The organism is Amycolatopsis sp. lyj-90, assembly GCF_046549035.1.
GTDB lineage: Bacteria > Actinomycetota > Actinomycetes > Mycobacteriales > Pseudonocardiaceae > Amycolatopsis.
The window spans coordinates 112,638-138,175 of sequence record NZ_JAJPWP010000007.1; the positions used below are offsets into that span (position 1 = coordinate 112,638).

General features: G+C 68.6%; 20 protein-coding genes. 15 read left to right on the forward strand and 5 right to left on the reverse strand.

All coding sequences use genetic code 11. The annotated features are described in order from the left end of the window. Positions 1-210: 210 nt before the first annotated feature. Positions 211-4,005, reverse strand: coding sequence for a helix-turn-helix domain-containing protein (locus ACLJPX_RS26850; RefSeq protein WP_410603478.1), 3,795 nt, complete (start codon positions 4,003-4,005; stop codon positions 211-213). Positions 4,006-4,199: 194 nt separating this feature from the next. Between ACLJPX_RS26850 and ACLJPX_RS26855 the strand changes: the two genes are divergently transcribed. The 12 genes from ACLJPX_RS26855 to ACLJPX_RS26910 all read left to right on the forward strand — a co-directional run bounded on the left by ACLJPX_RS26855 (position 4,200) and on the right by ACLJPX_RS26910 (position 15,587). After that, complete coding sequence (locus ACLJPX_RS26855) at positions 4,200-5,195, forward strand: LLM class flavin-dependent oxidoreductase (protein ID WP_174720448.1); 996 nt, start codon at positions 4,200-4,202, stop codon at positions 5,193-5,195. Positions 5,196-5,631: 436 nt separating this feature from the next. Continuing rightward, positions 5,632-6,426, forward strand: a complete 795-nt coding sequence (locus ACLJPX_RS26860; protein ID WP_076155564.1) for an MlaE family ABC transporter permease — start codon at positions 5,632-5,634, stop codon at positions 6,424-6,426. Continuing rightward, positions 6,426-7,277 carry an MlaE family ABC transporter permease gene (locus ACLJPX_RS26865; RefSeq protein WP_101609801.1) on the forward strand — a complete coding sequence of 284 codons (852 nt, stop codon included), beginning with the start codon at positions 6,426-6,428 and terminating at the stop codon, positions 7,275-7,277. The genes ACLJPX_RS26860 and ACLJPX_RS26865 overlap by 1 nt, the downstream gene beginning before the upstream one ends. Then, positions 7,274-8,548 (forward strand): MCE family protein, encoded by a 1,275-nt coding sequence (locus ACLJPX_RS26870; RefSeq protein ID WP_410602780.1) that lies wholly within the window; start codon positions 7,274-7,276, stop codon positions 8,546-8,548. The genes ACLJPX_RS26865 and ACLJPX_RS26870 overlap by 4 nt, the downstream gene beginning before the upstream one ends. Then, positions 8,545-9,546 carry an MCE family protein gene (locus tag ACLJPX_RS26875; RefSeq protein WP_101609803.1) on the forward strand — a complete coding sequence of 334 codons (1,002 nt, stop codon included), beginning with the start codon at positions 8,545-8,547 and terminating at the stop codon, positions 9,544-9,546. The genes ACLJPX_RS26870 and ACLJPX_RS26875 overlap by 4 nt, the downstream gene beginning before the upstream one ends. Next, positions 9,543-10,532 (forward strand): MCE family protein, encoded by a 990-nt coding sequence (locus tag ACLJPX_RS26880; RefSeq protein ID WP_410602782.1) that lies wholly within the window; start codon positions 9,543-9,545, stop codon positions 10,530-10,532. The genes ACLJPX_RS26875 and ACLJPX_RS26880 overlap by 4 nt, the downstream gene beginning before the upstream one ends. Beyond that, positions 10,529-11,521: an MCE family protein gene (locus tag ACLJPX_RS26885; RefSeq protein ID WP_101609805.1), complete on the forward strand. Its 993-nt coding sequence runs from the start codon at positions 10,529-10,531 to the stop codon at positions 11,519-11,521. Before ACLJPX_RS26880 ends, ACLJPX_RS26885 begins: the two co-directional genes overlap by 4 nt. Then, a complete protein-coding gene (locus ACLJPX_RS26890) occupies positions 11,521-12,576 on the forward strand; it encodes an MCE family protein (RefSeq protein WP_410602784.1) in 1,056 nt (351 codons plus the stop codon). Before ACLJPX_RS26885 ends, ACLJPX_RS26890 begins: the two co-directional genes overlap by 1 nt. Beyond that, positions 12,576-13,769, forward strand: coding sequence for an MCE family protein (locus tag ACLJPX_RS26895; protein WP_410602786.1), 1,194 nt, complete (start codon positions 12,576-12,578; stop codon positions 13,767-13,769). Before ACLJPX_RS26890 ends, ACLJPX_RS26895 begins: the two co-directional genes overlap by 1 nt. Further along, complete coding sequence (locus ACLJPX_RS26900; RefSeq protein WP_410602788.1) at positions 13,754-14,257, forward strand: hypothetical protein; 504 nt, start codon at positions 13,754-13,756, stop codon at positions 14,255-14,257. The genes ACLJPX_RS26895 and ACLJPX_RS26900 overlap by 16 nt, the downstream gene beginning before the upstream one ends. After that, a complete protein-coding gene (locus ACLJPX_RS26905; protein ID WP_410602790.1) occupies positions 14,254-14,865 on the forward strand; it encodes a hypothetical protein in 612 nt (203 codons plus the stop codon). Before ACLJPX_RS26900 ends, ACLJPX_RS26905 begins: the two co-directional genes overlap by 4 nt. A gap of 62 nt (positions 14,866-14,927) precedes the next feature. Continuing rightward, positions 14,928-15,587, forward strand: a complete 660-nt coding sequence (locus ACLJPX_RS26910; RefSeq protein ID WP_410602792.1) for a hypothetical protein — start codon at positions 14,928-14,930, stop codon at positions 15,585-15,587. A gap of 53 nt (positions 15,588-15,640) precedes the next feature. Here ACLJPX_RS26910 and ACLJPX_RS26915 read toward each other — a convergent pair whose 3' ends face one another. Then, positions 15,641-16,555: an RCC1 domain-containing protein gene (locus ACLJPX_RS26915; RefSeq protein ID WP_410603480.1), complete on the reverse strand. Its 915-nt coding sequence runs from the start codon at positions 16,553-16,555 to the stop codon at positions 15,641-15,643. Between the two features lie 345 nt (positions 16,556-16,900). Here ACLJPX_RS26915 and ACLJPX_RS26920 point away from each other — a divergent pair, with 345 nt between their 5' ends. Genes ACLJPX_RS26920 through ACLJPX_RS26930 form a run of 3 tightly spaced genes read left to right on the forward strand, consistent with a single transcriptional unit; the run spans position 16,901 to position 19,628 of the window. Continuing rightward, positions 16,901-17,527, forward strand: coding sequence for a DUF6801 domain-containing protein (locus ACLJPX_RS26920; RefSeq protein ID WP_184894092.1), 627 nt, complete (start codon positions 16,901-16,903; stop codon positions 17,525-17,527). Continuing rightward, positions 17,527-18,219, forward strand: a complete 693-nt coding sequence (locus tag ACLJPX_RS26925; RefSeq protein ID WP_410602794.1) for a DUF6801 domain-containing protein — start codon at positions 17,527-17,529, stop codon at positions 18,217-18,219. Before ACLJPX_RS26920 ends, ACLJPX_RS26925 begins: the two co-directional genes overlap by 1 nt. A 32-nt stretch (positions 18,220-18,251) precedes the next feature. Further along, on the forward strand, positions 18,252-19,628 hold the full coding sequence (locus ACLJPX_RS26930) for a DUF6801 domain-containing protein (protein ID WP_410602796.1): 1,377 nt from the start codon (positions 18,252-18,254) through the stop codon (positions 19,626-19,628). A 79-nt stretch (positions 19,629-19,707) separates the two neighbouring features. Here ACLJPX_RS26930 and ACLJPX_RS26935 read toward each other — a convergent pair whose 3' ends face one another. The 3 genes from ACLJPX_RS26935 to ACLJPX_RS26945 form a co-directional block, all read right to left on the reverse strand. Then, complete coding sequence (locus ACLJPX_RS26935) at positions 19,708-20,988, reverse strand: PucR family transcriptional regulator (RefSeq protein ID WP_410602798.1); 1,281 nt, start codon at positions 20,986-20,988, stop codon at positions 19,708-19,710. A gap of 230 nt (positions 20,989-21,218) precedes the next feature. Beyond that, the gene (locus tag ACLJPX_RS26940; RefSeq protein ID WP_410602800.1) at positions 21,219-22,013 is read right to left on the reverse strand and encodes an arginase family protein; all 795 of its coding nucleotides are present in this window, start codon (positions 22,011-22,013) and stop codon (positions 21,219-21,221) included. A 103-nt stretch (positions 22,014-22,116) separates the two neighbouring features. Continuing rightward, positions 22,117-25,494: a pyruvate carboxylase gene (locus tag ACLJPX_RS26945; RefSeq protein WP_410603482.1), complete on the reverse strand. Its 3,378-nt coding sequence runs from the start codon at positions 25,492-25,494 to the stop codon at positions 22,117-22,119. Between the last annotated feature and the right edge of the window lie 44 nt (positions 25,495-25,538).

Below are 25,538 nucleotides of genomic sequence, written 5' to 3' on the forward strand. Positions count from 1 at the left end.
ACTACCGCGACCAGAGGACGACTTGCGGTAGATAAGCTGAAGGGCTCCTTCAGGGCACTGGTGAATGTCCTGAAGGAGCCCTTCAGACCCCCGGTGAGTGAACGTCGTGGGGACGTGTCGCACGTCCAGGGGTATTTCTAGCGCCTATTCGTTGTTCGGTGTCACGCCGCCGTCACCGAACAACAACGCCGAACAACGAATCGGCGGTGGTCACGGGCACGGAGGCCGGTAGTCGAGCCCCGGCAGGTGTTGCTCCCACTCGGCCGCCGTGATCCGCGGATGGACGGTCGCGCAGATGCGTTCGGCGGCCCGCTCGGGGCTCGTTTCCCACAACCGCACGCTGCCGTCCGCGACGGAGCCCGCGAGGGTGTGCCCGTCGGGTGCGAACGCCACGGCGTTGACCCGGTCGACATCGTCGGTCAGGTTGGCCGACGAGCGGACCGTCCCTGGATCGGAGACATCCCATAGTCGCACGGACCGGTCGTAGCTGCCGGTCGCGAAGGTCTTCCCGTCACCGCTGAACGCCACCGAGATGACGTTGTCGGTGTGCCCGGCGAGCAGCGCGGCTTCCCGGGGCGCCGCCGGATCGGCCACGTCCCAGAGCCGCGCGGTGCGGTCGGCGCTGCCGGTGGCGGCGAGTTTGCCGTCCGGGCTGTAGGCCACCGAGAACACCGTGTCGGAGTGGCCCTTCAGCACCGAAAGCTGCTTCGGCGCCTTCACCATGGAGATGTCCCACAGCCGCGCGGTGTGATCCCAGCCGCCGGTCAGCAGGGTGCGGCCGTCCGGGCTGAACGCGATCGAATGGACGTCGTCCTCGTGCCCGGTGAGGGTCGCGAGTTCGACCGGCCGCCGGATGTCGGCCACGTCCCACAGCTTCACCGTGTGCCCGCTGCCCGCCGTCGCGAGCGTCCGGCCGTCCGCGCTGAACGCGACCGGGTCGATCTCCTCCTCCGGCCGGTAGATGACCCCGGTGTCGACCGGTCGGCGCGGATCGGTGACGTCGATCAGCCGCATCGTGTGGTCCCACGAACCGGCGGCGAGGGTCCGGCCGTCCGGGCTGAACGCGAGACCGCAGACGCCTTGGCCGAAGCCCGTGACCTTGCCCAGCTCGCGCGGGTTCCGGGTGTCGGCGACGTCGACCAGGCGGACCACGCCGTCCTGGCTGCCGGTGGCCAGCAGTTTCCCGTCGGCGCTGTACACCGCCCGGCAGGCCGATCTCGCCGGGCCGCTGATCGCGGGTCCCGGCAGATCCCACAGCCGCACCGTCTGGTCGTCGCTCGCGGTCACCAGCGTGCGGCCGTCCTGGGAGAAGACCGCCCAGACCACCGCCGCGGTGTGCCCGGTGAGCGGCGGTTTCTCGCGCGGGTTCGCCGGATCTGTGATGTCCCACAGCCGCGCGTTGCGGTCGAAACCGGTCGTGGCCAGGGTCGTCCCGTCAGGGCTGAACGCCACGGACCGCACGATGGTCTTGTGCGCGGTCATCGTCCCCAGCGGAACCGGCGCCATCGGGTCGGCGATGTTCCACAGGCGCGCGCTCAGGTCGATGCTCGCGGTGGCGAGGGTGCGGCCGTCCGGGCTGAACGCCGCGGAGTGGACGCCGGCGGTGTGTCCGGTCACCACGCCGAGCGGCCTCGCCTTGAGCGGGTCGGCGACGTCCCACAACCGCGCGGTCTTGTCGGCGCCGGACGAGACGAGCGTCCGCCCGTCCGGGGCGTAGGCGAGCCCGTTGACGTTGCCGGTGTGCCCGGGGAGAGTGGCCACGAGCACCGGTTTCGCGAGGTCGCGGACGTCGAACAGGCGCACCGTGCCGTCGCCGTCCGAGGTGGCGAGCACCGCCGCCTTCGGGCTGAAGGCCACCGCGTTGACCCGGCTCGGATGCTCCCCGACCACCACACCCTGCCCGGGTTTCGCGGGGTCGGCGACGTTCCACAAGCGCGCGGTCTTGTCCCAGCCCGCCGTCGCGACGGCGCCGCCGTCGGCGCTGAACGACACCGAGTTGACGTTGGCGGTGTGCCCGGACAGCGTGGCCAGTTCGACCGGGTGATGGGGGTTCTTGACGTCCCACAGCTTGGCCGTCTGGTCCCAGCTCCCGGTCACCATCACCTGGCCGTCGCCGCGCAGGGCGGCCGAATTGACCCGATGGCCGTGTCCGGAGACCCGGGTCGAGTACGGCGACTCGAACATCCCGAGCACGCTGCCGCGGGTGTCCACGCTCGGATCGACGCGGTACGCCGCGAGCGCGAGCTGCGCGGCCAGCGCCGGGTTCGTCGCCCGCATCTCGATGGCCTGCCCGGCGACCTTCTGCGCGAGCGCGCTGTTGCGCTGGCTGGTCGCGGTCTGCTCGGCGCGGACGGCGTACACCATCGCGGCCGTCGCCAGCACCAGCAGCACGGCCAGGAGCGCGACCAGCTGGCGCAGCCGCCGGGTGCGGCGGCGCGCGACGGCCTGCTCGTGGTTCTCGATGGCCACGCTCGCGTCGAGGAACCGGCGCTCCCGCTGGGAGAGCGCGCTGTCGTGCTCACTCGCCCATTCCATGGCGATGGCCAGCCGCGCGCCGCGATGGAGCCAGCCGTCGTCGCGGCCGACCGATTCCCACGCGTCGGTCGCCTCGGTGAGCTGGCGGTGCACGCGCAGGCCCTCACGGTCCTGGGCCAGCCATTCGCGCAGGCGCGGCCAGCCGCGGATCAGCGCCTCGTGCGCGATCTCGATGCCGTTGTCGTCGAGGGTGACCAGCCGTGAAGACGCCAGCCTGTCCAGCACGACGGCGACGTCGGGATCGTCGGCGTCCAGCTCGTCGCGGGTGATGCGGCGTTTCGTGTCCTCGGTGCCCTCGCCGAGCGCGGTCATCCGCAGGAAGATCTGGTTCGCCAGCCGCTGCTGGTGTTCGCTCAGCGCGGTGAAGGTGTGCTCGGACGTCTGCGCGACCGACCGTTCGATCCCACCGGTGGACTCGTAACCGGTGAGGGTGAGCGTGTTGCCGTGGCGGCGGCGCCAGGTCTCCAGCAGCGCGTGCGAGAGCAGCGGCAGCACGCCGGGCTGGCCGGTCGCGTCGGCGACCAGCCGCGAGACCAGCGCGTTCTCGACGCGGTACCCGGCGTCGATCGCCGGCCGCGAGATGGCCTGCCGGAGCTCCTCGGTGCTCATCGGGCCGACGAGGATCTGCGCGTCCTGCATGGCCTCGACCAGCCCGGGATGCCGCGCGCAGTGGGTGTAGAAGTCCGTGCGGATGCCGAGGACGACCCTGGTCCGGCTCTCCGGCTCGGTCGTCGCGGTGACCAGCGCGGACAGGAAGGCGGCGCGCTCGTCGGCGTCCTGGCAGAGCGTGAAGACCTCTTCGAACTGGTCGACGACCAGGACGACGTCACCCTCGCGGTCGGCGACCAGCTGACGGGCGGCGAGGCCGAGGTTGCGCGGATGCTCGGTGAACTCGGCGAGCAGCCCGCCGGGAGCGAGCCCGAGCGCCGCCCCGAACTGGACCGCGCACTCCTGAAGCGGCCGCGAACCGGGGGTCATCAGCACCGTGGTGGACGTCTCGCCGACGGCGGGCAGAAGACCCGCCCGGAGCAAGGAGGACTTACCGGAACCTGATGCTCCCAGAACGGCCAGGAATCGCTGCCCCGAAAGCCTTGTCACCAGTTTTTCGACAAGTCGTTCGCGTCCGAAGAATCGGCTCGCGTCATCCGGCCCGAATGCGGTCAGGCCGATATAAGGGGCGGATTCCCCATTCAGCGGCACAAGCTGTGAATCGCTGACTCCGGTACGCGTGCGCTCGGTCACGTCGTGCCATCGGGCCTCCCACTCCGCCTCGGGTCCGTCACAGGCCCGGACGTAGGCCAAGGCCACCGCCAAGCTGGGCATCTTCTTCCCGCCGGCGGCTTCGGAGAGGGTGCCCGCGGAGTAGTGGGCACGCCTGCCCAGCTCCCGGTACGTCGGGTTCCCGGCTTTCTCCCGCAGGCGCCGGAGATCGGCGGCGAACTCCAGCAACGGATCGTCCCCAGGGCCCAAAGGTCGCTCCGGACGCGGCACCTTAATCCTTTCTTTTCAGTGGTTTTCCCACGGTCGCATTCGGGGGCAACCGTACCGTGAAAACCGATGAAGCCCGCCGAGTATCGGACACATCGCGTCGGTTAATTTCGATCGAGTGACAGGTGCCCGATGTCACGGGAAGGGATCGGGGCCCGGGCGCGTTGTACCGAAGCGTGACCTCTTTGCCTGACATCCCGCTGTCCGTGCTCGACCTCTCGCCCGTCGTGGCCGGGGGCGGCGTTGGCGACTCGCTGCGCAACACCCTCGACCTCGCCCGCCGGACCGAAGCACTCGGCTATCACCGGTACTGGCTCGCCGAGCACCACAACATGCCCGGTATCGCGAGCTCCGCGACCGCCGTGATGATCGGTCAGGTCGCGGCCGCCACCGAACGCATCAGGGTCGGCTCCGGCGGGGTCATGCTGCCGAACCACGCGCCGCTGGTGGTCGCCGAGCAGTTCGGCACCCTGGAGGCGTTCCACCCCGGCCGGATCGACCTCGGCATCGGCCGCGCCCCGGGTACCGACCAGCGGACCGCGCTGGCGCTGCGCGGCCCCGGCGGGCTCACCGCGGAGAACTTCCCGCAGCAGTTCGCGGAACTGCTGGCCTACTTCGAGCACTCCGACCAGCGCGCCGTCAACGCCGTGACCGCCGAGGGCAACAAGCCGCCGGTCTGGCTGCTCGGCTCGAGCGGCTTCAGTGCGCGCATGGCGGGCGAGCTCGGCCTGCCGTTCTCCTTCGCCCATCACTTCAGCGCCGAGAACACGCTGCCCGCCGTCGCGCTCTACCGCGACTCGTTCAAACCGTCGGACGTCCTGGACGAGCCGTACGTCATGCTCGGCGTCTCCGTCGTGGCCGCCGAGACCGACGAGCGGGCCCGGTACCTGGCCGCGCCCAGCGGCCTGACCTTCCTCAGCCTGCGCAAGGGCCGTCCCATCCCGCTGCCGACACCGGAAGACGCCGCGGCCTACCCGTACACCGACATCGAGCGCGTGTTCATCGAGGACCGGGCCGCGAGCAGCATCATCGGTTCGCCCGAGACGGTCCACAAGGGACTCGAGACGCTGCTGACCGACACGGGCGCGAACGAGCTGATGATCACGACCATGGTGCACGACCAGGCGGACCGGGTGCGGTCCTACGAACTGGTGTCGGACCTGGCTCGCTGACCGGGCCCCCAAGAGCGCTATGAAAGGCCCGTTACTTGCAAAATTTGCAAGTAACGGGCCTTTCATGTCACTTGAGGAGGGCGCGGACGAGACCCGGGCTCGAGACTCGAGGACCGATCGAGACTCCAAGCGGGTGACCCACCCGCCGTCACTCACCCTCGCCGGGCCTCCCCGCCGCCGAACACGAACGAACGGACAAGACCCACCCCCGCCTTTGTCACAAAGGAACAAGAATTCACCGGTTACCAGGACGTGATGTCTTGATCACACCGAAGTTCTTGTCACCAAGCAGGCGCGTGATTAGCGTACCGACCAGTAGCAAACAGCACGGTAACACCCCGTTGACCCTATTCAACGATTCCGTTCCTCCATTCGGAGCAAAGGAATAGCGCAAGCTGGGGTGTATTCGCCGTGCCCGGAAAACTGGAGGGTCGGCGTGGGCGTCCGGACTAACGCACCCTCATTTCCCGGCGCGGGTGCGCTCCGGGAGACCGGCAGGCTCTACTCACTCGGCCTCGACGTCGTCCGCCTGACCTTCCGGCGGCCGTTCCAGGCCCGCGAGCTGATCCAGCAGTTCTGGTTCATCGCGAGTGTGTCGATCCTGCCGACGGCGCTGGTCGCGATCCCGTTCGGCGCGGTGATCGCGCTGCACATCGGCTCGCTGACCGCGCAGATCGGCGCGCAGTCCTTCACCGGCGCGGCCAGTGTGCTGGCGATCATCCAGCAGGCCAGCCCGATCGTGACCGCGCTGCTGATCGCGGGCGCCGGCGGTTCGGCGATGTGCGCGGACCTCGGGTCCCGCACGATCCGCGAGGAGATCGACGCGATGGAGGTGCTCGGGGTCTCCCCGATCCAGCGCCTGATCGTGCCGAGGGTGCTCGCCGCGATGGGCGTCTCCGCATTCCTGAACGGAATGGTCAGTGTGGTCGGCGTCCTCGGCGGCTATTTTTTCAACGTCATCATGCAGAACGGGACACCGGGTGCGTATCTGGCCAGTTTCTCCGCTCTCGCGCAACTGCCGGACCTCTGGATCAGCGAGATCAAGGCGGTCATCTTCGGTTTCGTCGCGGCGATCGTCGCGTCTTATCGCGGGCTCAATCCCAAGGGTGGCCCGAAAGGCGTCGGTGACGCGGTGAACCAATCCGTGGTGATCACGTTCCTTCTCCTGTTCCTGTTGAACCTGGTGCTGACGACGCTTTACCTGCAGCTCGTCCCGGCGAAGGGCAGCTGATGACCACGACGACACCCACCCGCGCCACGCGGGTCCGCGAGGCCGTGGACCGCCGGTTCGGGTTCCTGGACACGCTCGGCGACCAGATCCTCTTCTTCCTCAAGGCACTCGCCTGGGTACCGCGCGCGCTGCACCGCTATCTCCGCGAGATCACCCGCCTGCTGGCCGAAGTCAGCTTCGGCAGCGGCGCGCTCGCGGTCATCGGCGGCACGATCGGCGTGATGATCGGGATGACCGTGTTCACCGGCACGGTCGTCGGGCTCCAGGGGTACTCGGCGCTCAACCAGGTCGGCACGTCGGCGTTCGCCGGGTTCGTCTCCGCGTACTTCAACACCCGCGAGATCGCGCCGCTCGTCGCGGGCCTGGCGTTGTCGGCCACCGTCGGCTGCGGCTTCACCGCGCAACTGGGCGCGATGCGGATCTCCGAGGAGATCGACGCGCTCGAGGTGATGGGCATCCCCAGCGTCCCGTACCTGGTGACCACCCGGATCATCGCGGGCTTCCTCGCGGTCATCCCGTTGTACGCGATCGGCCTGCTGACCTCGTATCTCGCGTCGCGCCAGATCACCGTCTGGTTCTACGGCCAGTCCGCGGGCACCTACGACCACTACTTCCTGCTGTTCCTGCCACCGGGCGACGTGCTCTGGTCGTTCGGCAAGGTGCTGGTGTTCAGCGTCGTGATCGTGCTCGCCCACTGTTACTACGGTTTCCGGGCGAGCGGCGGGCCCGCGGGCGTCGGGGTGGCCGTCGGGCGCGGGGTGCGGACGGCGATCGTGGCCGTCAGCGTGCTGGACTTCTTCCTCAGCCTCGCGATCTGGGGCGCGACCACGACGGTGCAGGTGGCCGGATGAGCCGGCGCGGGCTGCGCAAAGCCGGGGTCAGGACGGCCGGGGTGTTGTTCCTCGTGGTGATGTCCGCCCTCGTGCTGCTGTCGATCAAGATCTATCAGAAGGACTTCGTCACCTCGGTCCCGGTGACACTGCAGGCGGACCGCGTCGGCAACCAGTTGCGCGAGGGCGGGCAGGTCAAGGCGCGCGGTGTGGTGGTCGGCGAGATCCGCGGCGTCCGCGCGACCCCGGCGGGCGCGGAGATCGACCTGGCCATGGAGCCCGGCAAGGTCTCCCAGCTGCCGAAGTCCGTGTCCGCGCTGCTCGTCCCCAAGACCCTGTTCGGGGAGCGGTACGTGCAACTGTCCATTCCGGACGGATCGGCCGGTCCCCCGCTGGCCTCCGGTGACGTGATCACCCAGGACCGCTCGGCCAACGCGATCGAACTGGAGCGGGTCTTCGACAATCTGCTGCCGTTGCTCAAGGCGGTGCAGCCGCAGAAGCTCGCGACCACGCTGACCACCGTCGCCACGGCGCTGGAGGGACGCGGCGACCAGATCGGTGACACGCTGGCGACCGCGGCCGAGTACCTCAAGGAGTTCAACCCGAACCTCCCGGCGCTGAACGACAACATCCGCGACCTCGCCACGGTTTCGAGGCTGTACGGGGACATCGCGCCGGATCTGCTCGATTCGCTGAGCGCCTCGGCGGTCACCCTCGACACCGTCCAGGAGAAACGAGCCGAACTGGCCACCGTGTACCAGCAGGTGACGGCGTCTTCCCAGCATGTCACGACGTTCCTCACCAACAACCGCGCCAACATCATCGCGCTCGCCGCCGACAGCCGGGCACCGCTCGAAGTCGGCGCGAAGTACTCGCCGAGTTTCGCCTGCACGCTGGACGCGCTGGCGAAACTGAAGCCGCAGATGGACAAGGTCCTGGGCAAGGGCACCGACGAACCCGGTCTGCACGCGGAGATCGTCGTCACCCAGCCTCGCGGCAAATACCTGCCGGGCAAGGACGACCCGGTCTACAACGCCACCGGCGAACCGCGCTGCTATCCGACGAACGGCCTGATGAGCCCGGGGATCGCGGCGACCGGCAAGGACACCGGCGCGCTGCCGTTGCTCCCCGGCGCGGAAGGCGACCTCGGCCTGGCGAACTCGCCGCAGGAACGCGAACTGATCTCGACGCTGGTCGCGCCGTCGGCCGGCATCCCCGCCGCCCAGGTCCCCGCCTGGGGCAGCGTGCTCGTCGGCCCGCTCTACCGCGGCACGGAGGTGACCCTGCGATGAGGAACTTCGTGAGCCCGCTGATCAAGGGGCTGATCTTCGTCGTCATCACGACACTGGCCACGGTGCTGCTGGCGGTGTCCATCACGAACACCGGCCTCGGCGACACCAAGACCTACAGCGCGAAATTCCTCGACGCGACGTCGCTGAACGTCGGCGACGACGTCCGGATCTCCGGGGTGCGGGTCGGCCAGATCGAGGAACTCGAGATCGCCGACCACAGCGTGGCCCGCATCAGGTTCTCGCTCGACTCGCAGCGCAGGCTCCCCGCCGACGTGAACGCGGTGATCAAGTACCGCAACATGGTCGGCCAGCGCTACATCGCCCTCGAACGAGGCAAGGGTTCCACGGAATTCCTCGAACCCGGAGCGGAGATCCCGCTGGAACGCACGACTCCCGCGCTGGACCTCACGGAACTGTTCAACGGCTTCAAACCGCTGTTCCAGGCGCTGTCGCCCAAGGACGTCAACCAGCTCTCCGGCGAGATCGTCCAGGTGCTGCAGGGCGAAGGCGGCACGGTGGAAAGCCTGCTGGCGCACACGGGTTCGCTGACCACCACGCTCGCCGGACGGGACAAGGTGATCGGCGACGTGATCACGAACCTGGACACCGTGCTGAAGACGATCAACGGCAAGGGTGACGCCCTGTCCACTTTGGTCTCGACGCTGCGCGAGCTGGTCTCCGGCCTCGCCGGCGACCGCACCGAGATCGGGGAAGCCGTCTCCGGGCTCGCGGACCTCACCACCGCCACGGCCGGTCTGCTCGAACAGGGCAGGAAACCGCTCAAGGACAGCATCAACGGCGTCGGCCTGCTCTCGGAACAACTCGTGAAGGGCAAGGCGGACATCGAACAGTCCCTCACCGTGCTTCCGGGAAAGCTGAACGAACTGGGGCGGATCAGCTCCTACGGATCGTGGATGAACTTCTACCTGTGCTCGGCCGTCCTCCAGACCAAACCTCCCCGCGGGGTCCCGGCGACGGCGGAGAGGTGCACGTCGTGAAACCCTTCAAGGAGCGGAACCCGATCGTCATCGGTCTCGTCGGCAGCGCCGTCGCGGCCGGGCTGCTGACCGCGACGCTCAACTACGAAGACCTCCCGATCATCGGCTCCGGAACCACCTACCAGGCCGAATTCTCCGAAGCGGCCGGGTTGCAGGAGGACGACGAAGTCCGCATCGCCGGGATCAAGGTCGGCGCGGTGAGCGACGTCCAGCTCGCCGAAGACCACGTCGTCGTCAGCTTCCGGGTCAAGGACGCGTGGGTCGGCGACAAGACCGCCGCCGAGATCAAGATCAAGACCCTGCTGGGCCGGAAGTTCCTCTCGCTGCGCCCGACCGGCGAGGCGGTGCAGAACCCGAAGCAGCTCATCCCGCGCACCCGGACCGTGACGCCCTACGACGTCACCGAGGCGTTCAACGGGCTGGCCGACACCGCGGGAGCGATCGACACCGATCAGCTCGCGGAGAGCTTCACCACGCTCAGCGACACGTTCAAGAACTCGCCGGAGCACATCCGGAAGGCGCTCGACGGGCTGACGTCGCTGTCGAAGACGGTCTCCTCACGGGACACCGAACTCAACAGCCTGTTGTCGAACGCGCACGGTCTCACCACGACGCTCGCGAACTCGAACGACGACTTCGCCAAGCTCCTCTCGGACGGCAATCTGCTGCTCACCGAACTGGACAACCGGCGGCAGGCGATCCACGACCTGCTCACCGGTTCGCAGGAGCTCGCCACGCAGCTCTCCGGCCTGGTGCGGGACAACAAGGACCAGCTCGGCGGCGCGCTCAGCCAGCTCGGAGAGGTGACCGACATCCTGCAGCGGCAGAACGACAATCTCGCCAAGAGCCTCGATCTCGCCGCGCCGTACTTCCGCGTGGTGAACAACTCGCTCGGCAACGGACGCTGGGTGGACGGCTACCTGTGCGGGCTGATCCCGGAGAACCGGGACCCCTGTACGCCGAAGATTCCCGGAGGTGGCCGATGACCAGCAGGTTCGTCACCCTCGCCCTCGTACTCGCGCTGGCCGTCGTCGGCGGCCTCTGGTGGATCTTCTCCGGCAGCGGGCTCGACCGCGTCACGGTGTACTTCTCGCGCGCCGTCGGTGTCTACAGTGGATCCGACGTGCGGGTGCTCGGCGTCCGGGTCGGCCAGGTCGAATCGGTGGCCCCGGAAGGCGAACAGGTCAAGGTCGTGCTGACCGTCGACGGTTCGACGCCGATCGCCGTCGACACCAACGTCCTGGTCGTGGCGCCGAGCGTGGTGGCCGACCGGTACGTCCAGTTCACCAAGCTCACCCGCTCCGGGAACCGGCTGGACGACGGCGCGGTCATCCCGGTCGAGCGCACCGGCACGCCGGTGGAACTCGACCAGCTCTACTCCAGCCTCGACACGCTCGCCAAGGCGCTCGGCCCCAAGGGCGCCAACGCCGACGGCGCGCTGTCGGACCTGCTGCGCACCGGCGCGAAGAACCTGCAGGGCAACGGCAAGCCGTTCAACGAGTCGGTGCGCAACTTCGCCGACCTCGCCAGGACCCTGTCCGGGAACTCGGAGAACCTGTTCGCCACCGTCGACGAACTGCAGCGCTTCACCTCGATGCTGGCGACCAACGACCGGAACGTCAGCGAGATCAACAAGCAGCTCGCCTCGGTGACCGGCACGCTGGCGCAGAACAAGAACGAACTCGCCCGCGCGCTCAACGGCCTCGGCGGCGCGCTGGCCGAGATCCAGCAGTTCATCCGCGACAACCGCGCGCTGATCAAGTCCAATGTGGACAAGCTCGCGGTGACCACCGGGACGCTGGTCGACAAACGCGCCGCGCTGGCCGAAACCCTCGACACGATCCCGCTGGCGGTGACAAACGTGCTCGAGGCCATCGATCCGAAGACCGGGAAGCTGCAAAGCCGCGGCAACATGCTCGAGTACGCCCCGCTCCCGCTGCCGGTCGCCGGCGCCACCTACACCGGGGGGCGCTGATGACCGCGAAACGGAAGACCGCCGTACTCGCCGCCTGTTGCCTCGCGCTCACGGCCTGCTCCTCCGATTTCAAGGGCGTCTACGACCTGCCGCTGCCCGGCGGCGCGGACATCGGCGACCATCCGTACCGGGTGACCGTGCAGTTCGCCGACGTGCTCGACCTGGTCCCCCAGGCCGCGGTGAAGGTGGGCGACGTCCCGGTCGGCCGGGTCGAGACGATCAAGCTCGGCGAAGACGGCTGGACGGCCGAAACCGTATTGGCGGTCAACGGCGACGTCCTCCTGCCCGCCAACGCCATCGCACGGCTGCGGCAGTCCAGCCTGCTCGGCGAGAAGTTCATCGAGCTCGCCCCGAGTGCGGCGAAGGCCGAGGGCAGGCTGGGCGAGGGCGGGGTGATCCCCGTCGCGAGCACGAACCGCAACCCGGAGTTCGAGGAGATCTTCGGCGCGCTGTCCCTGCTGCTCAACGGCGGCGGGATCGGCCAGCTGCAGACCATCAACCGCGAGCTGTCGAAGGTGATGGACGGCAACGAGGAGGAGATCCGCTCGTTCCTGTCCACTGTGGAACAGCTGGTGTCCAACCTGGACTCGCACCGCTCCGACATCACCTCGGCGCTCGACGGGCTCAACCAGCTCTCGACGACGCTGGCCAACCGGAAGCAGCAGGTCGAAGGCGCGCTCACCGACCTCACCCCCGGGCTCAAGAGCCTTTCCGACCAGCGCACCCAGCTCGTCTCGATGCTGCAATCGCTGGACCGGCTTTCCGGGGTCGGCGTCGACGTGATCAAGAAGAGCCGGGACGACCTCGTCGCCGATCTGACCGCGCTCGCACCGATCCTCAAGCGGCTGGCCGACGCCGGCCAGAGCCTGCCCCAATCGCTGGAGATCCTGCCGACGTTCCCGTTCACCGACGCCGTGCGGGACGGGATCAAGGGCGACTACCTGAACGTCTACGCCTCGATGATCCCCGCGCCGGGCGTCGAACTCCCGCCCCCGGGCGAAGGTGTCCCATCGGAACTCCCGACACTGCCGCTGCCGTCCTCCGGAGGTAGCTGATGCTCACCACCCGTATCCGGATCCAGGTGATCGCGTTCGTCATCATCGCCTTGGCGACGACGGCGTTCGTCGGCGCCAGCTACGCCGGGCTCGGCCGGCTTTTCGGGGCGAGCGGGTACACCGTGAAACTCGCGCTGACCGACGGCGGGGGCCTGTTCACCAACGGCGAAGTGACCTACCGCGGCGTCGCCGTCGGCCGGGTCGGCGAACTGCGGCTCACCGCCGGGGGCATGGAAGCGGATCTGCTGATCGACGACGACGCGCCGCGGATCCCGGCGAACTCGCGGGCGGTCGTGGCGAACCGGTCCGCGGTCGGCGAGCAGTTCGTCGACCTGCAGCCGCGCACCGGCGACGGGCCGTTCCTCGGCGAAGGTTCGGTCATCCCGCGTGAGGCGACGAGTGTCCCGCTGCCGGTTCAACACCTGCTGACCGACCTGGACTCGCTGACCGCGTCCGTACCGACCGAAGATCTGCGCATCGTCGTCGACGAACTCGACAACGCCCTGCGCGGTTCCGGCGCGAACCTCCAGGTGCTGCTGGATTCCACCACCGACTTCACCAAGCGGGCCGCGCTCCACCTGCCGCAGACGGAGAGACTGCTCACCGACGGCTCGACCGTGCTCAAGACCCAGGTCGACTCGTCGCTGGAGTGGCGGCAGTTCAGCGACAACGCCAGGCAGTTCGCCGAACAGCTGTCCCGTTCGGACGGTGACCTGCGCAAGCTGATCGCGACCGCGCCCGACGCGGCGACCCAGCTCTCCGGGCTGCTGCGGGACAACGAGCCGGGGCTGCCGATCCTGCTGGCGAACCTGCTCACCACGTCGCAGGTGTTCTCCGCGCGTACCGACGGCCTGCGGCAGCTGCTGATCAACACCCCGAAGGCGGTCTCCGCGGTCGACGCGGCTGTCGACGAACAGTCCGGCAAGATCGCCCTGGTCCTGACCTTCTTCGACCCGATGCCGTGCACGAAGGGCTACGGGGGCACGCAGATCCGCGACAGCAGGGACCTTTCGGCGCTGCCGTTCAACACCGGTGCCGCGTGCACGCTCGAAAAGGGCAACCCGAGTTCGGTCCGCGGTTCACAGAACGCGCCGAAGGGCGGCGTCCCGCCCGCCGCCGTCCCCGGCGGGTTCGGCGCCGACGGCCAGCCGACGTCCACCAGCCTCGAGGAGATGTTGTGGCTGCGCAACTGAAGATCGCGATCGCCGTGTTCACCGCGGCCTGCGCGTTCGCGGGATGGGCCGGGTACACCTGGTTCACCGCGACCGGCTCCGAGGCCGCGTCGTACGGGACCTCGCGCGACGACGCGCTGAAGAACGGGCGTGAGCTCGTCGCCCGGCTGACCACCCTCGACCACCATCGGATCGACCAGGGCATCGCCGACTGGCTCGCCGCGTCGACCGGTCCGCTGCGCGACCAGCTGAGCAAGACCGACGACGCGACCAAGCAAACGCTGGCCAAGGACGCGACCGTCTCGACGGGCAAGGTGCTCGACGCGGCGATCAGCGAACTGGACGACCACGCGGGAACGGCCAAGATGCTGGCTTCGGTGGAGATCACGATGGCGCGGGAAGGCGCGGCGCCGACGACGAAGCGCAACCGGTTCGCCGCCGGGCTGACCAGGACCGGCGAAGGCTGGAAGCTCAGCGCGCTCGACCAGCTCCCGGTGGGTGCGCGATGACCGCCACGGCCGACACCGCCGACACCGAAGCCGGAGCCGATGCGGAGACCGAGCCCGAGACCACGGCCGAATCCGTCACCGAAGAGACCTCCGACGGGCCGTCCCGGCGGCCGAAGCTGCCACTGATCCTGCTGGTCGCGGCGGCCGTGCTGGTGGCGGCGGGGGTGTGGGGCACGCTGGAGGCGAGGTCGATCACGGCGGCGCCGTCGGCGGCCAACACCGCGCTCACCGACGTCGGGGCGACGGCCGAGGTGAACTCCGCGGTGACGGTGGCGCTCAACAAGGTCTTCTCCTATTCCTACGACCGGACCGACGTCACCGAAAAGGCGGCCGCTTCGGCGCTGAGAGGTAAGGCGCTGGAGTCGTACAACCAGTTGTTCGCGCAAGTCAGGGAAAAGGCTCCGGCGCAGAAACTCGTTCTCACGACCCGCGTCTCCTCGTCTGCCGTCCAAGAACTCGGCAACGGTAAAGCACGACTGCTGGTATTCCTCGATCAAGCGGCGACCCGGGCCGACAACAATTCTTCGACAGCGGCCGCCGCGCAGCTTTCGGTCACGGCCGAACGCGAAGGCGACACCTGGGTCATCACCGACCTTGTCCCCCGGTGACAAACCGGGCATTCCCCCTTTCGTCCGCGTTATAAAACAGGAGAGAAAACGAGGAGAAACCCATGTTCGGTCGAACGCGCCCGAAAACCGCCCGTCGCCGTCTCGGCACGGTCGTCGCGCTCACCTCCGCGATCGCCGTGGCGGGCAGCCTCGCCGCCACCCCCGCCCTCGCGGACGACCCGGTGGAGATCCCGGTGTCCTACACCGTCACCGGGAAGACCGTGGTCAAGAAGACCGGCGGCTCCCTCGACCTCGGCCCCGGTCAGCTCAACGGCGCCCTGGTCATCGACGGTGACAACGTCGGGATCCGAGGCGACCTCGCGTTACCCCCGTCGACGGCGAACATCTCGCTGGTCTCGGGTGTCTTCAAGATCAAGGCCCGCGTGCGGATCGAGCCGACCGGCCCGGTCACCGGCACGCTGGCCAACGGCGACCTGACCACCCGTTCGCAGGCGAACATGCTGATCGACAACATCGTCGTCGGCCTGTTCTGGCCGGTCATCCCGCTCCCGACGGTGCCGAACGCCTGCAAGACCGTCAAGCCGCTCGACCTGACCCTGGTGTCGAAGAACGTCGACCTGTTCGCGGAGACCATCCCGTCGTCGGGCGTGTTCACGATCCCCGAGTTCAAGGACTGCTTCATCAACGACCTCGCGCTGGGCGCCCTGATCTCCGGTCCGGGCAACACGATCAACCTGAGCATGAAGTCGAACCTGTCCTGAAACCTCGTGAGTGGTAAGGACGGTTAGAACCGTCCTTACCACTCACGACAGGTTCAGCAGAAGTACGGCGCGGTCGGGTCCACGAGCGCCACCCCGGTGCTGTCACCTGCGGAAACGGCGTAGACCGGAGTGCAGACGCCGGAGAACTTCCAGAAGTCCGTCGGCGGTTCGGTGCTGGCGTCCCGGCTTTCCGACTTCACGTTGCTGCCCCAGGCGAAGACGCTGCCGTCGGACTTCAACGCCACGTTGTGGTTGAAACCGGCGTCGATGGCGACGACACCGGACTGCGCCTCCGGCGGGACCGTGGCCTGGCCGTAGCCGTTGTCACCCCAGGCGATGACGCCACCGTTCTTCAGCGCGATGCTGTGCCGGAAGCCCGCCGACACCGCCGACACCCCGGATGTCGCCGCCGCGGGCACGGTGATCTGCCCTTTTCCGTTGCTGCCCCAGGCGACGACGCCGCCGTTCTTGAGCGCGAGCCCGTGGTCGCCGCCGGCGGAGATCGCCGAGACGCCGGACGAAACCGTCGCGGGAACGGCGGTCCGCGAACCCCAGCTCAGCACGCTGCCGTTCGTTTTGAGCGCCAGGTTGAAGTACGCGCTGGTGGAGATCGCCTTGACCCCCGAGGTCGCCGCGGCCGGGACGACGTTCTGGCCGTAGAACCCGTTGCCCCAGGCGATGACGCCGCCGTTCTTGAGCGCGAGTTCGTGCGCCCAGCCCGCGGCGATCGCCGAAACCCCGGACGTGGCCGCGGCCGGAACGGTGGCCTGGCCGTAACTGTCGTTGCCCCAGGCGATCACGCCTCCGTCCTTGAGGGCCAGGTGCGTGATCGCACCCGCGGAGACGGCGCTCGCCCCGAGCGCCGCGGGCGGGATGGTCCCCTGCCCGTAGTCGTTGCTCCCCCACGGCCGCGCTTCGCCGGTGGGCGCGGCGTGGGCGGTACCGGAAAGGGAAACCGTGGCGATCATTACGGCTATCGCGCCACTCGTCACGCGCCGTGTCGTGGATCGTCGATTCTCGGAAGCCATGGGCGAAATGTTAACCCGGCTCCGCCGATCGGCCGCGTCTTTGTCACCGCCGGACAAACTTCATAATCGCATTCAGCGCGCACTGACAAGAAAGAACGGGCTACTCACCCACCCTGAAACATGTAGACATGAATCCTTGTTACGTACATAACTCGCGGGTAACCTCGGTTTACCCCACCACCGAGAAAGCCGCTCAAGTCGAGCATATTTGATCAGAAAAATCCGCCGAAAGGCGCATGGGGAAAGCCGCCCGAGACGTAAACTGGATCAAAGGAGATGACAGGTATGTCCCGCAGACTTGGCAAGTTGTCAGCAGGCGTCGCCACCACCGGCATCGTGATGGGCGCGGTCGCCGTGCTCACCGCCGGCACGGCCCTCGCCGCGACCACCTATGCCACCGGCACGGTCGCGTACATGTGCAACTTCCCCGGCATCGGCCAGCAGCAGCTGGACGTGAAGGCCCAGTTCGACGGCCCGACGTCGATCGCCTCGGGCGCCACCGCCACCCCGACGAACATCTCGGGCACGGCGACGATCAACGCCACCATCAACGCCCTGCTCAACGCCGCCAACTACGACGGCGTCCGCGGCAAGGCCAACATGCCGATCACCATCACCAACGCCACCCCGGCGTCGGCGACGGTGACGAACCTGGACGTCCCGACCCAGATCAACCCCTACGTGCCCGGCCCCCGGTCGTTCAACATCGTCCAGGCCACCGGCACCGGCGTCCCGACGTTCACCGCCGGCACCCCCGGCTCGGCGACCGCTTCGCTCGGTACCACGATCAACGCGCCGCTGGACTTCCACAAGAAGGACGGCACCTGGACCGCGTGGAACTTCAACTGCACCGTGAAGAACACCAACCCGGCCCAGAACCGCGCGTTCAGCCCGTCGATCACCATCACCTGATGAACCCTCCGTGCGGGGCGGGGACGCCCGCCCCGCACGGGCTCCACCCCCGCGACGCGAAGGGAGTCCTCATGGGACAGCGGATCCGCCGGTCAGGCGCGATCGCGGCCGTCATGGTCGGCGCGGTCTCCCTGCTCACCGCCGCACCGGCGGCGGCCACCACGTCCTTCGCCACGGGAACCATCACGTACATGTGCAGCTTTCCGACGATCGGTCAGCAGCCACTCGACGTGAAGATGGCCTTCACCGGCCCCGATTCGGTGCCCGCGGGCGGCTCGGTCACCCCGGCCGGGATCACCGGGAGCCTCGTGTTCAACGCGACGCTCAACGCCGTGACCTTCAACGCCAGCAACAGAGACGGTCTCCGCGGCACGATGACCGCACCGGTGACCGGGACGAACGTCACCCCGCCTTCGGCGGTCGTCACGTCTTTGAGGATCCCCGAACAGCTCGCGCCGTATGTTCCGGGGCCGCGCACGATCCAGTTCACGCAGGACGCGAGCACCGTCGTCCCCGGCTTCGGCGCGGGCACGCCCGGTCAGGCGGTCCTCTCGCTCGGAACCACGCTCCGCATCGAGGCCGATCTTCATCAGAAGGACGGGACGCGGAGCCCCTGGACGTTCAACTGCACCGTGAAGAACACCAACCCGGCGCAGAACCGCGCGTTCGGCCCGTCGCTCCCGATCACCTGACACACTGGCTCAAGGCACGAGAGGAACCCCATATGATGCAGCAGGTTCGCCGGGCACTCGGGAGGTTTCCCGTTCTGGCGGGCGTCATCCTGCTCGCGGGGGTCAACGGCGCGCTGGCCTCGTCGGCGGCGACCGATCCGACGGCACCACCCAAGACGCCGCTGCAGGGCGAGGCCGCCGCGCAGCGGACCCTGGCCAACACCTGCGTCTTCCCGGATCCCGTCGGCGCGCGACCGGTCACAGTGGACACCAAGGCCACGTTGCCGAAGGTCGTCCAAACCGGAAAACCGGTTCAGGTCAAGGACTTCTCCCTGACCTTCACCATCGGCGAAGGAGCGCTCGGGGCCACCACCGAAGTCGCGGGTGAAACGGCCGTCGAGCTCACGGCCGCGAACGGGGACAAGAAGACGCCGATACCGGTGTCCCTGACGATCCCGGCGACGAAGATCCCCGCCACCGGCGAACTGAAGCTGGTCGCGACGGGCAAGGTCCCCGAGATCCTGCTGAACGTGCCGTCCGAACTGCGGCTGAGCACGGGGGTACCGTCCCTGGCGCTGACCGCCGCCGAAACACCGCTCAAGCCGATCACCTGCACCCAGGCCCCGGACCAGGACACACTGCTCGGCAGTGTCGCGCTGCTCCCCCTCGGGAAACCCAAGCCACAGTCCGGCAAGCCCGATGAGCAGAAGAAGCCCGGGGCCGACACGCGGGCCGCGGACGACGTCCATGCCAGCGGCCTGTTCCCCATCGCGTTGCAGCCGTTCGAACTGCAGGGCACGTCGTCGATCACCAAGCTCGGCGCGTTCGCGCGCCTGAAGCCCGCGATCATGATCAACGCGGTCTGGGAAGTCGACCTGGAGAACACCGAAGGGCCCGGAAAGGTCACCGGCTCGCTCATCATGCCGCCGAGCCGGATGACGTTCCTCGGCTACGGCTTCGTCCCGATCAGCGCGACCATGGAGTTGCTGCCCGAGGACCACGCCACCGGCAACCACATCATCGACGTCGACGGGGTGGCGATCCCGGAGCCGTCGGGGAGCTCGACGGTCCTCACTCCGCTCAAGGTGTACGGGAAGCTGAGCGAGGTCACCGTCAACGGGGTCGTCCTCGACGTCGGCGACAACTGTCTCACGGCCGAGCCGATCAAGATCAATCTTCGCGGTGAGAAGTACGGGATGTTCACCGGCGGTGTCGTGCGCACCGATCCGCAGTGGGAGGACCCGGCCTACAAGGACTTCACCTTGCCCGCGTTCTCCGGTTGCGGGGTGAAGGAAAACCTCGACTCGCTGCTGACCGGGATGGCGTCGGGGCCGGGCAACCAGGCGTGTGTCGGCATCAACCAGGTCGGCCTGCCCTGGGAGCTGGAACGCAAGTGCCCCAACGTGGATCCGCCGGTGGCGCGCCGCTGACGAGCGTCATAAAAGGGGCTTTCAGGACGTTTTCGTCCTGAAAGCCCCTTTCATGACATCCGGGTGACCACGTCCCCGCTCAGCTCGGCGTCCACTGGGGACTGCGACGCGGCACCGGAAGCACCTCCGGGATCGCGTGGTCGGTAGCCGGATGGGAAGCCTGGCCGACCCCCGCCCGCAGCGCGAGTTCCATTTCGAACCGCGCCCCCGGGTCCCGCAGATGCGCGCCGAAGGTCGCCTGCAGCTGCCGCATGCGGTATCGGACGGTCTGCGGGTGGACCTGGAGGCGTTCGGCGATGTCGACGACGTTGCCCTGGCTGTCGAGCCAGGCACGAAGGGTTTCGAGCAGTCGTTCCTGCTGCTTCCCGGTCATCTCGGCGAGCGGGGCGAACAGCCGGTCGCGCAGCTGGCAGGTCAGCGCGGCGTCGGCGTTCACGAGCAGGGTGGCGAGGTGTTCTTCGGCGCGGATCACGCGGCGTGCCTGGATGATCCCGCGTTCGGAGAGGTGCAGCGCGTCGCGGGCCCAGCGCAGGGAATCGGCGACGGAGTCCAGCGGACGGCACGGGCCGATCGACAGCCGGTAGTCCGGCAGCGCGGCCTGGAGGGTGGCCAGCCGGGCGCCGGAGATCTCGCCGGGGACCAGCAGGCGCGGCTCGGCGCAGTCGAGTTCGGCCAGGACGTCCGAATCCACCGCGTTGTGCCGCCGCGGTCTGACGGTGTCGTCGATCGGGAGCAGCACCACCGGCGTCGCGCGTTCGGGCACCGTCCAGCCGGTCAGCTGCGCGAGTTCCGCGATCGCCTTCGACGGCGCGGGCGGGGTTTCCAGCACCAGGTGCAGCAGCTTGCGGCGCCAGGTGTCCAAGGCGCCCGCGGTGCGAGCCTTCGCTTCGAGGTAGCCGTCCAGCGCGACGGACGCGAGTTCGTCCATGAACGCGAGCATGGCGTCGGCCAGTTGCGACATCACCGCGGACGAGAGCCCGCTGCGACGGCCGACGCGCATGATGCGCCGCCAGGAGACGCGCGCGCCGACCCGGTAGGCCGACTGGAGCGTGTCGAGGCTGCGGCCTTCCCGCATCTCGTTCTGCCCGAGCCGGTGATGGACCTCGTGCGACTGTTCTTTGGAGACGGTGGGATCGGCGATCTGGGCGACGAACAGCGTGATCGCGTACTCGACGCCCGCGCGGATCGACTTGCCGTAGGGACCGTCGAGCGGGCGCGCGTACGCGGGGATGGTCGCCCGGATCTCGTCGACGATCTCGTTGGCCAGACTGCCCAGCTCCGGCCGCAGAATGTCGGCCAGTTTGCGCGGTAGTGCTGCGGGATGCGGCGCAGCGTGTTCGATTCCGCGCTCCAACGACATCGCAGCTCCTTTGCTCCGCCCAGCGTCCGGCACCCCACAATCGTCGTGGGGTGACAACGAACACATCGCAAACTCGCTCGTGAATGTGTCACCTTCCGCAGAAGAAACCGATTTCTTGTCACCGTCGTGACAAAATCACGGGTCGTCCCTGAATTTTGATGACAAGTGCCCGGCAAACGCCTCGCGTGGTACGTACGAACGGCCGAAGGTGAGGCCGCCGTAACGGAGCGTCACCGCGGCGGGGTGAGCAATTCCCCGAGTGCTTCGAGCACGGGTTCGAGCACGCGTACCTCGGTGCCCACGCATTCGGTGATCCCCGCGCCGACGACCTCGAAGCCGCTCAGCCCGCGAAGCATCGCCACCAGACGCTCGATCGTCAAGCCACCCGGCTCCGGATAGTTCAGGCCGTCGAACTCACCCGGGTCGAGCACGTCGAGGTCGAGATGGACGTACACCTTGTCCGCGCCGGCCAGCCCGGCGGCGAGGTCGGCGGATTCGACGACGAGCCCGCGATCGAGGGCGGCCCGCTCGGCGTCGTCGAAGACCCGGGTCCCGGCGAGCACGACACGGCCGGGTTCGACCGGCGGGTTCGCGGCGAAGTCCGGGTCGCCCTCGCCGAGCAGCGAACGCAGCACCATGCCGTGGAACGCGCCCGACGGCGACGTCTCCGCGGTGTTGAGATCCGCGTGCGCGTCGAACCAGGCGACGCCGAGGCCGGGGCCGAAGCGGTAGCGCGCGACCCCGATCGGGACGAGCTCGACACCGCAGTCACCGCCGATGGTGAGCACCGGCCCGCCCGGTGCCTCCAGCGCGGCGAGCTGCGCGGCACGGTTCTCCCCGATGAGGACCTCGCGGTTGGCGACGCCGTCGACGACCGGCGAGGTCTCGCGCGTCTGCCGGATGTGGTGCACCGGCACGCCCAGCACGTGACCGGCCAGCTCGGCGAGCGCGACGCAGCCTTCGGGCAATTCCGGCGCACGCTTGGTCAGCGCGCCTTGAAACTGGGGTACGGCGTTGATCAGCACCGGACCACGTTAGTGGCTGAAGGGGCCTTTCACCGCATAAGACGCGACGAAGGGGCCCTTCACCGCGTCGCATGCGGCGAAGGGCCCCTTCAGCTCACGTCAGTCACTCCAGGACGAGCAGGAGGTCTCCGCCTTCGACCTGCTGGACGGCGTTGATCGCGCGCCGCGACACCTTGCCGCCGGCGGACGCGGTGATCGACGCCTCCATCTTCATCGCCTCGATGGTCGCGACCGTCGCACCGGCTTCGACCTCGTCGCCCTCGGACACCTGCAGCGTGACGACGCCCGCGAACGGTGCGGCGATCTGCTTCGGGTCGCCCTTGTCGGCCTTCTCCGTCGCCGGGATGTCCGACGCGATCGAGGTGTCGCGGACCTGGATCGGGCGCAGCTGGCCGTTGAGCGTCGACATCACCGTGCGCAGACCGCGCTCGTCGGCCTCGCCGATGGCCTCCAGCTCGATCAGCAGCCGGACACCCTGCTCCAGGTCGACCGAGTACTCCTCGCCCGGGCGCAGCCCGTAGAAGAAGTCCTTGGACGGCAGGACCGAAGTGTCACCGTACTGCTCGCGGTGCGCCTCGAAGTCCTTCGTGGGCCCGGGGAACAGCAGCCGGTTCAGCGTCTGGCGCCGGTTCTCGGCCAGCCCCTTGCGGTCCTCTTCGGACAGTTCCTGCACCGGCTTCGGCTTCGCGCGGCCTTCGAGGGCCTTGGTGCGGAACGGCTCCGGCCAGCCGCCGGGCGGGTCGCCCAGCTCGCCGCGCAGGAAGCCGATCACCGAGTCGGGGATGTCGAACTTGTTCGGCTCCGCCTCGAAGTCCTCCGGCGAGACACCGGCGCCGACCAGGTGCAGCGCGAGGTCACCGACCACTTTGGACGAAGGCGTGACCTTCACCAGATGCCCGAGGATCCGGTCCGCGGCCGCGTACATCGCCTCGATGTCCTCGAACCGTTCGCCGAGGCCGAGCGCGATCGCCTGCGTGCGCAGGTTCGACAGCTGCCCGCCGGGGATCTCGTGGTGGTACACGCGCCCGGTCGGCGAAGCGAGACCGGCCTCGAACGGCGCGTAGATCTTGCGCACGCTCTCCCAGTACGGCTCCAGATCGCCGATGGCCTGCAGGTCCAGCCCGGTCGGCCGGTCCGAGTGGTCGGTGGCGGCGACCAGCGCGGAAAGCGACGGCTGCGAGGTCGTGCCCGCCATGGACGCGACGGCACCGTCGACCGCGTCCGCGCCCGCCTGGATCGCGGCCAGGTACGTGGCCAGCTGGCCACCCGCGGTGTCGTGCGTGTGGATGTGCACCGGGAGGTCGAACTCCTTGCGCAGCGCGGTCACCAGCCGGACCGCCGCCGGCGCACGCAGCAGGCCCGCCATGTCCTTGATGGCCAGGACGTGCGCCCCCGCGCCGACGATCTGCTCCGCCAGCTTGAGGTAGTAGTCCAGTGTGTACAGCTTCTCGGCCGGGTTCGACAGGTCCGAGGTGTAGCAGAGCGCCACCTCGGCGACCGCGGAGCCGGTCTCGCGCACGGCTTCGATCGCCGGGCGCATCTGCTCGACGTCGTTGAGCGCGTCGAAGATCCGGAAGATGTCGATCCCGGTCGCCGTCGCCTCCTCGACGAAGGCGTTGGTCACCTCGGTGGGATACGGCGTGTAGCCGACGGTGTTGCGGCCGCGCAGCAACATCTGCAGGCAGATGTTCGGCACCGCTTCCCGCAGCTTCGCCAGCCGCTCCCACGGGTCCTCGGCGAGGAACCGCAACGCGACGTCGTAGGTCGCGCCGCCCCAGCACTCCAGCGAGAGCAGCTGTGGCGTGGTCCGCGCGACGACCGGCGCGACGGCGAGCAGGTCCTTCGTCCGCACGCGGGTGGCGAGCAGCGATTGGTGCGCGTCGCGGAAGGTGGTGTCGGTGACGCCGATGGTCGGCGACTCCCGCAGCCAGCGCGCGAAACCGTCCGGGCCGAGTTCGTCGAGCTTCTGCTTCGAGCCGGGCGCGGGTTCGAGGTCCTTGGCCAGCTTGGGCAGCTTGACCTGCGGTTCGAGGGTGCGCGGACGCTCGCCGTGCGGTTTGTTGACCGTCTTGTCGGCGAGGTAGGTCAGCAGCCTGGTCCCGCGGTCCGCCGAGTGGCGCGCGGTGAGCAGATGCGGGCGCTCCTCGATGAACGACGTCGTGACACGGCCTTCGCGGAAGTCCGGGTCGTCGAGGACGGCTTGCAGGAACGGGATGTTCGTGGCCACGCCGCGGATCCGGAACTCGGCGACGGCGCGGCGAGCGCGGCCGACGGCGGTCTGGAAGTCGCGGCCGCGGCAGGTGAGCTTCACCAGCAGCGAGTCGAAGTGCGCGCTGATCTCGGTGCCGGAGAACGCGGTCCCGCCGTCGAGGCGGATGCCGGAGCCGCCGGGCGAGCGGTACGCGCTGATCATCCCGGTGTCCGGGCGGAAGCCGTTGGCGGGATCCTCGGTGGTGATGCGGCACTGCAGGGCCGCGCCGCGCAGGTACACCTTGTCCTGTGAGAGACCGAGGTCGTCGAGGGTCTCGCCGGAGGCGATGCGCAGCTGCGACTGGACGAGGTCGACGTCGGTGACCTCCTCGGTCACCGTGTGCTCGACCTGGATCCGCGGGTTCATCTCGATGAAGACGTGGTTGCCGTCCTTGTCGAGCAGGAACTCGACGGTACCGGCGTTGCGGTAGCCGATCTGGCGGGCGAACTTCACCGCGTCGGCGCAGATCCGGTCCCGGAGTTCGGACGGCAGGTTCGGCGCGGGGGCCAGCTCGATGACCTTCTGGTGCCGCCGCTGGACCGAACAGTCGCGCTCGTAGAGGTGGATCACGTTGCCCTCGCCGTCGGCGAGGATCTGGACCTCGATGTGGCGCGGCTCGACGACGGCCTTCTCGATGAACACCGTCGGGTCGCCGAAGGCCGACTCGGCCTCGCGCGCGGCGGCCTCGATGGACTCGCGCAGCTGTGCGGGTTCCAGGACGCGGCGCATCCCGCGCCCGCCACCGCCGGCGACGGCCTTCACGAAGACCGGGAAGCCGATCTCCTCGGCCGCGGCGATCAGCGCGTCGATGTCGGAGGACGGTTCGGAGGAGCCCAGCACCGGCACCCCGGCCTCGCGCGCGGCCTTGACCGCGCGGGCCTTGTTCCCGGTCAGCTCGAGGATGTCCGCGCTCGGCCCGACGAAGGTGATGCCTTCGTCCTCGCACGCGCGCGCGAGGTCCGGGTTCTCGGAGAGGAAGCCGTAGCCGGGGTAAACGGCGTCTGCGCCCGCCTTCTTGGCGGCCGCCACGATTTCCTCGACCGACAGATAGGCCCGCACCGGATGACCGGGTTCGCCGATCTCATAGGCCTCGTCGGCCTTCAGCCGGTGGAGCGAATTGCGGTCTTCGTGCGGGAACACAGCCACCGTGCCCGCGCCGAGCTCGAATCCGGCGCGGAACGCGCGGATGGCGATCTCACCCCGGTTGGCGACCAGTACCTTGCGGAACATGCCGGTCCTTCCCATCTTCGGATCGGTAGGTGAGGCACGTTACC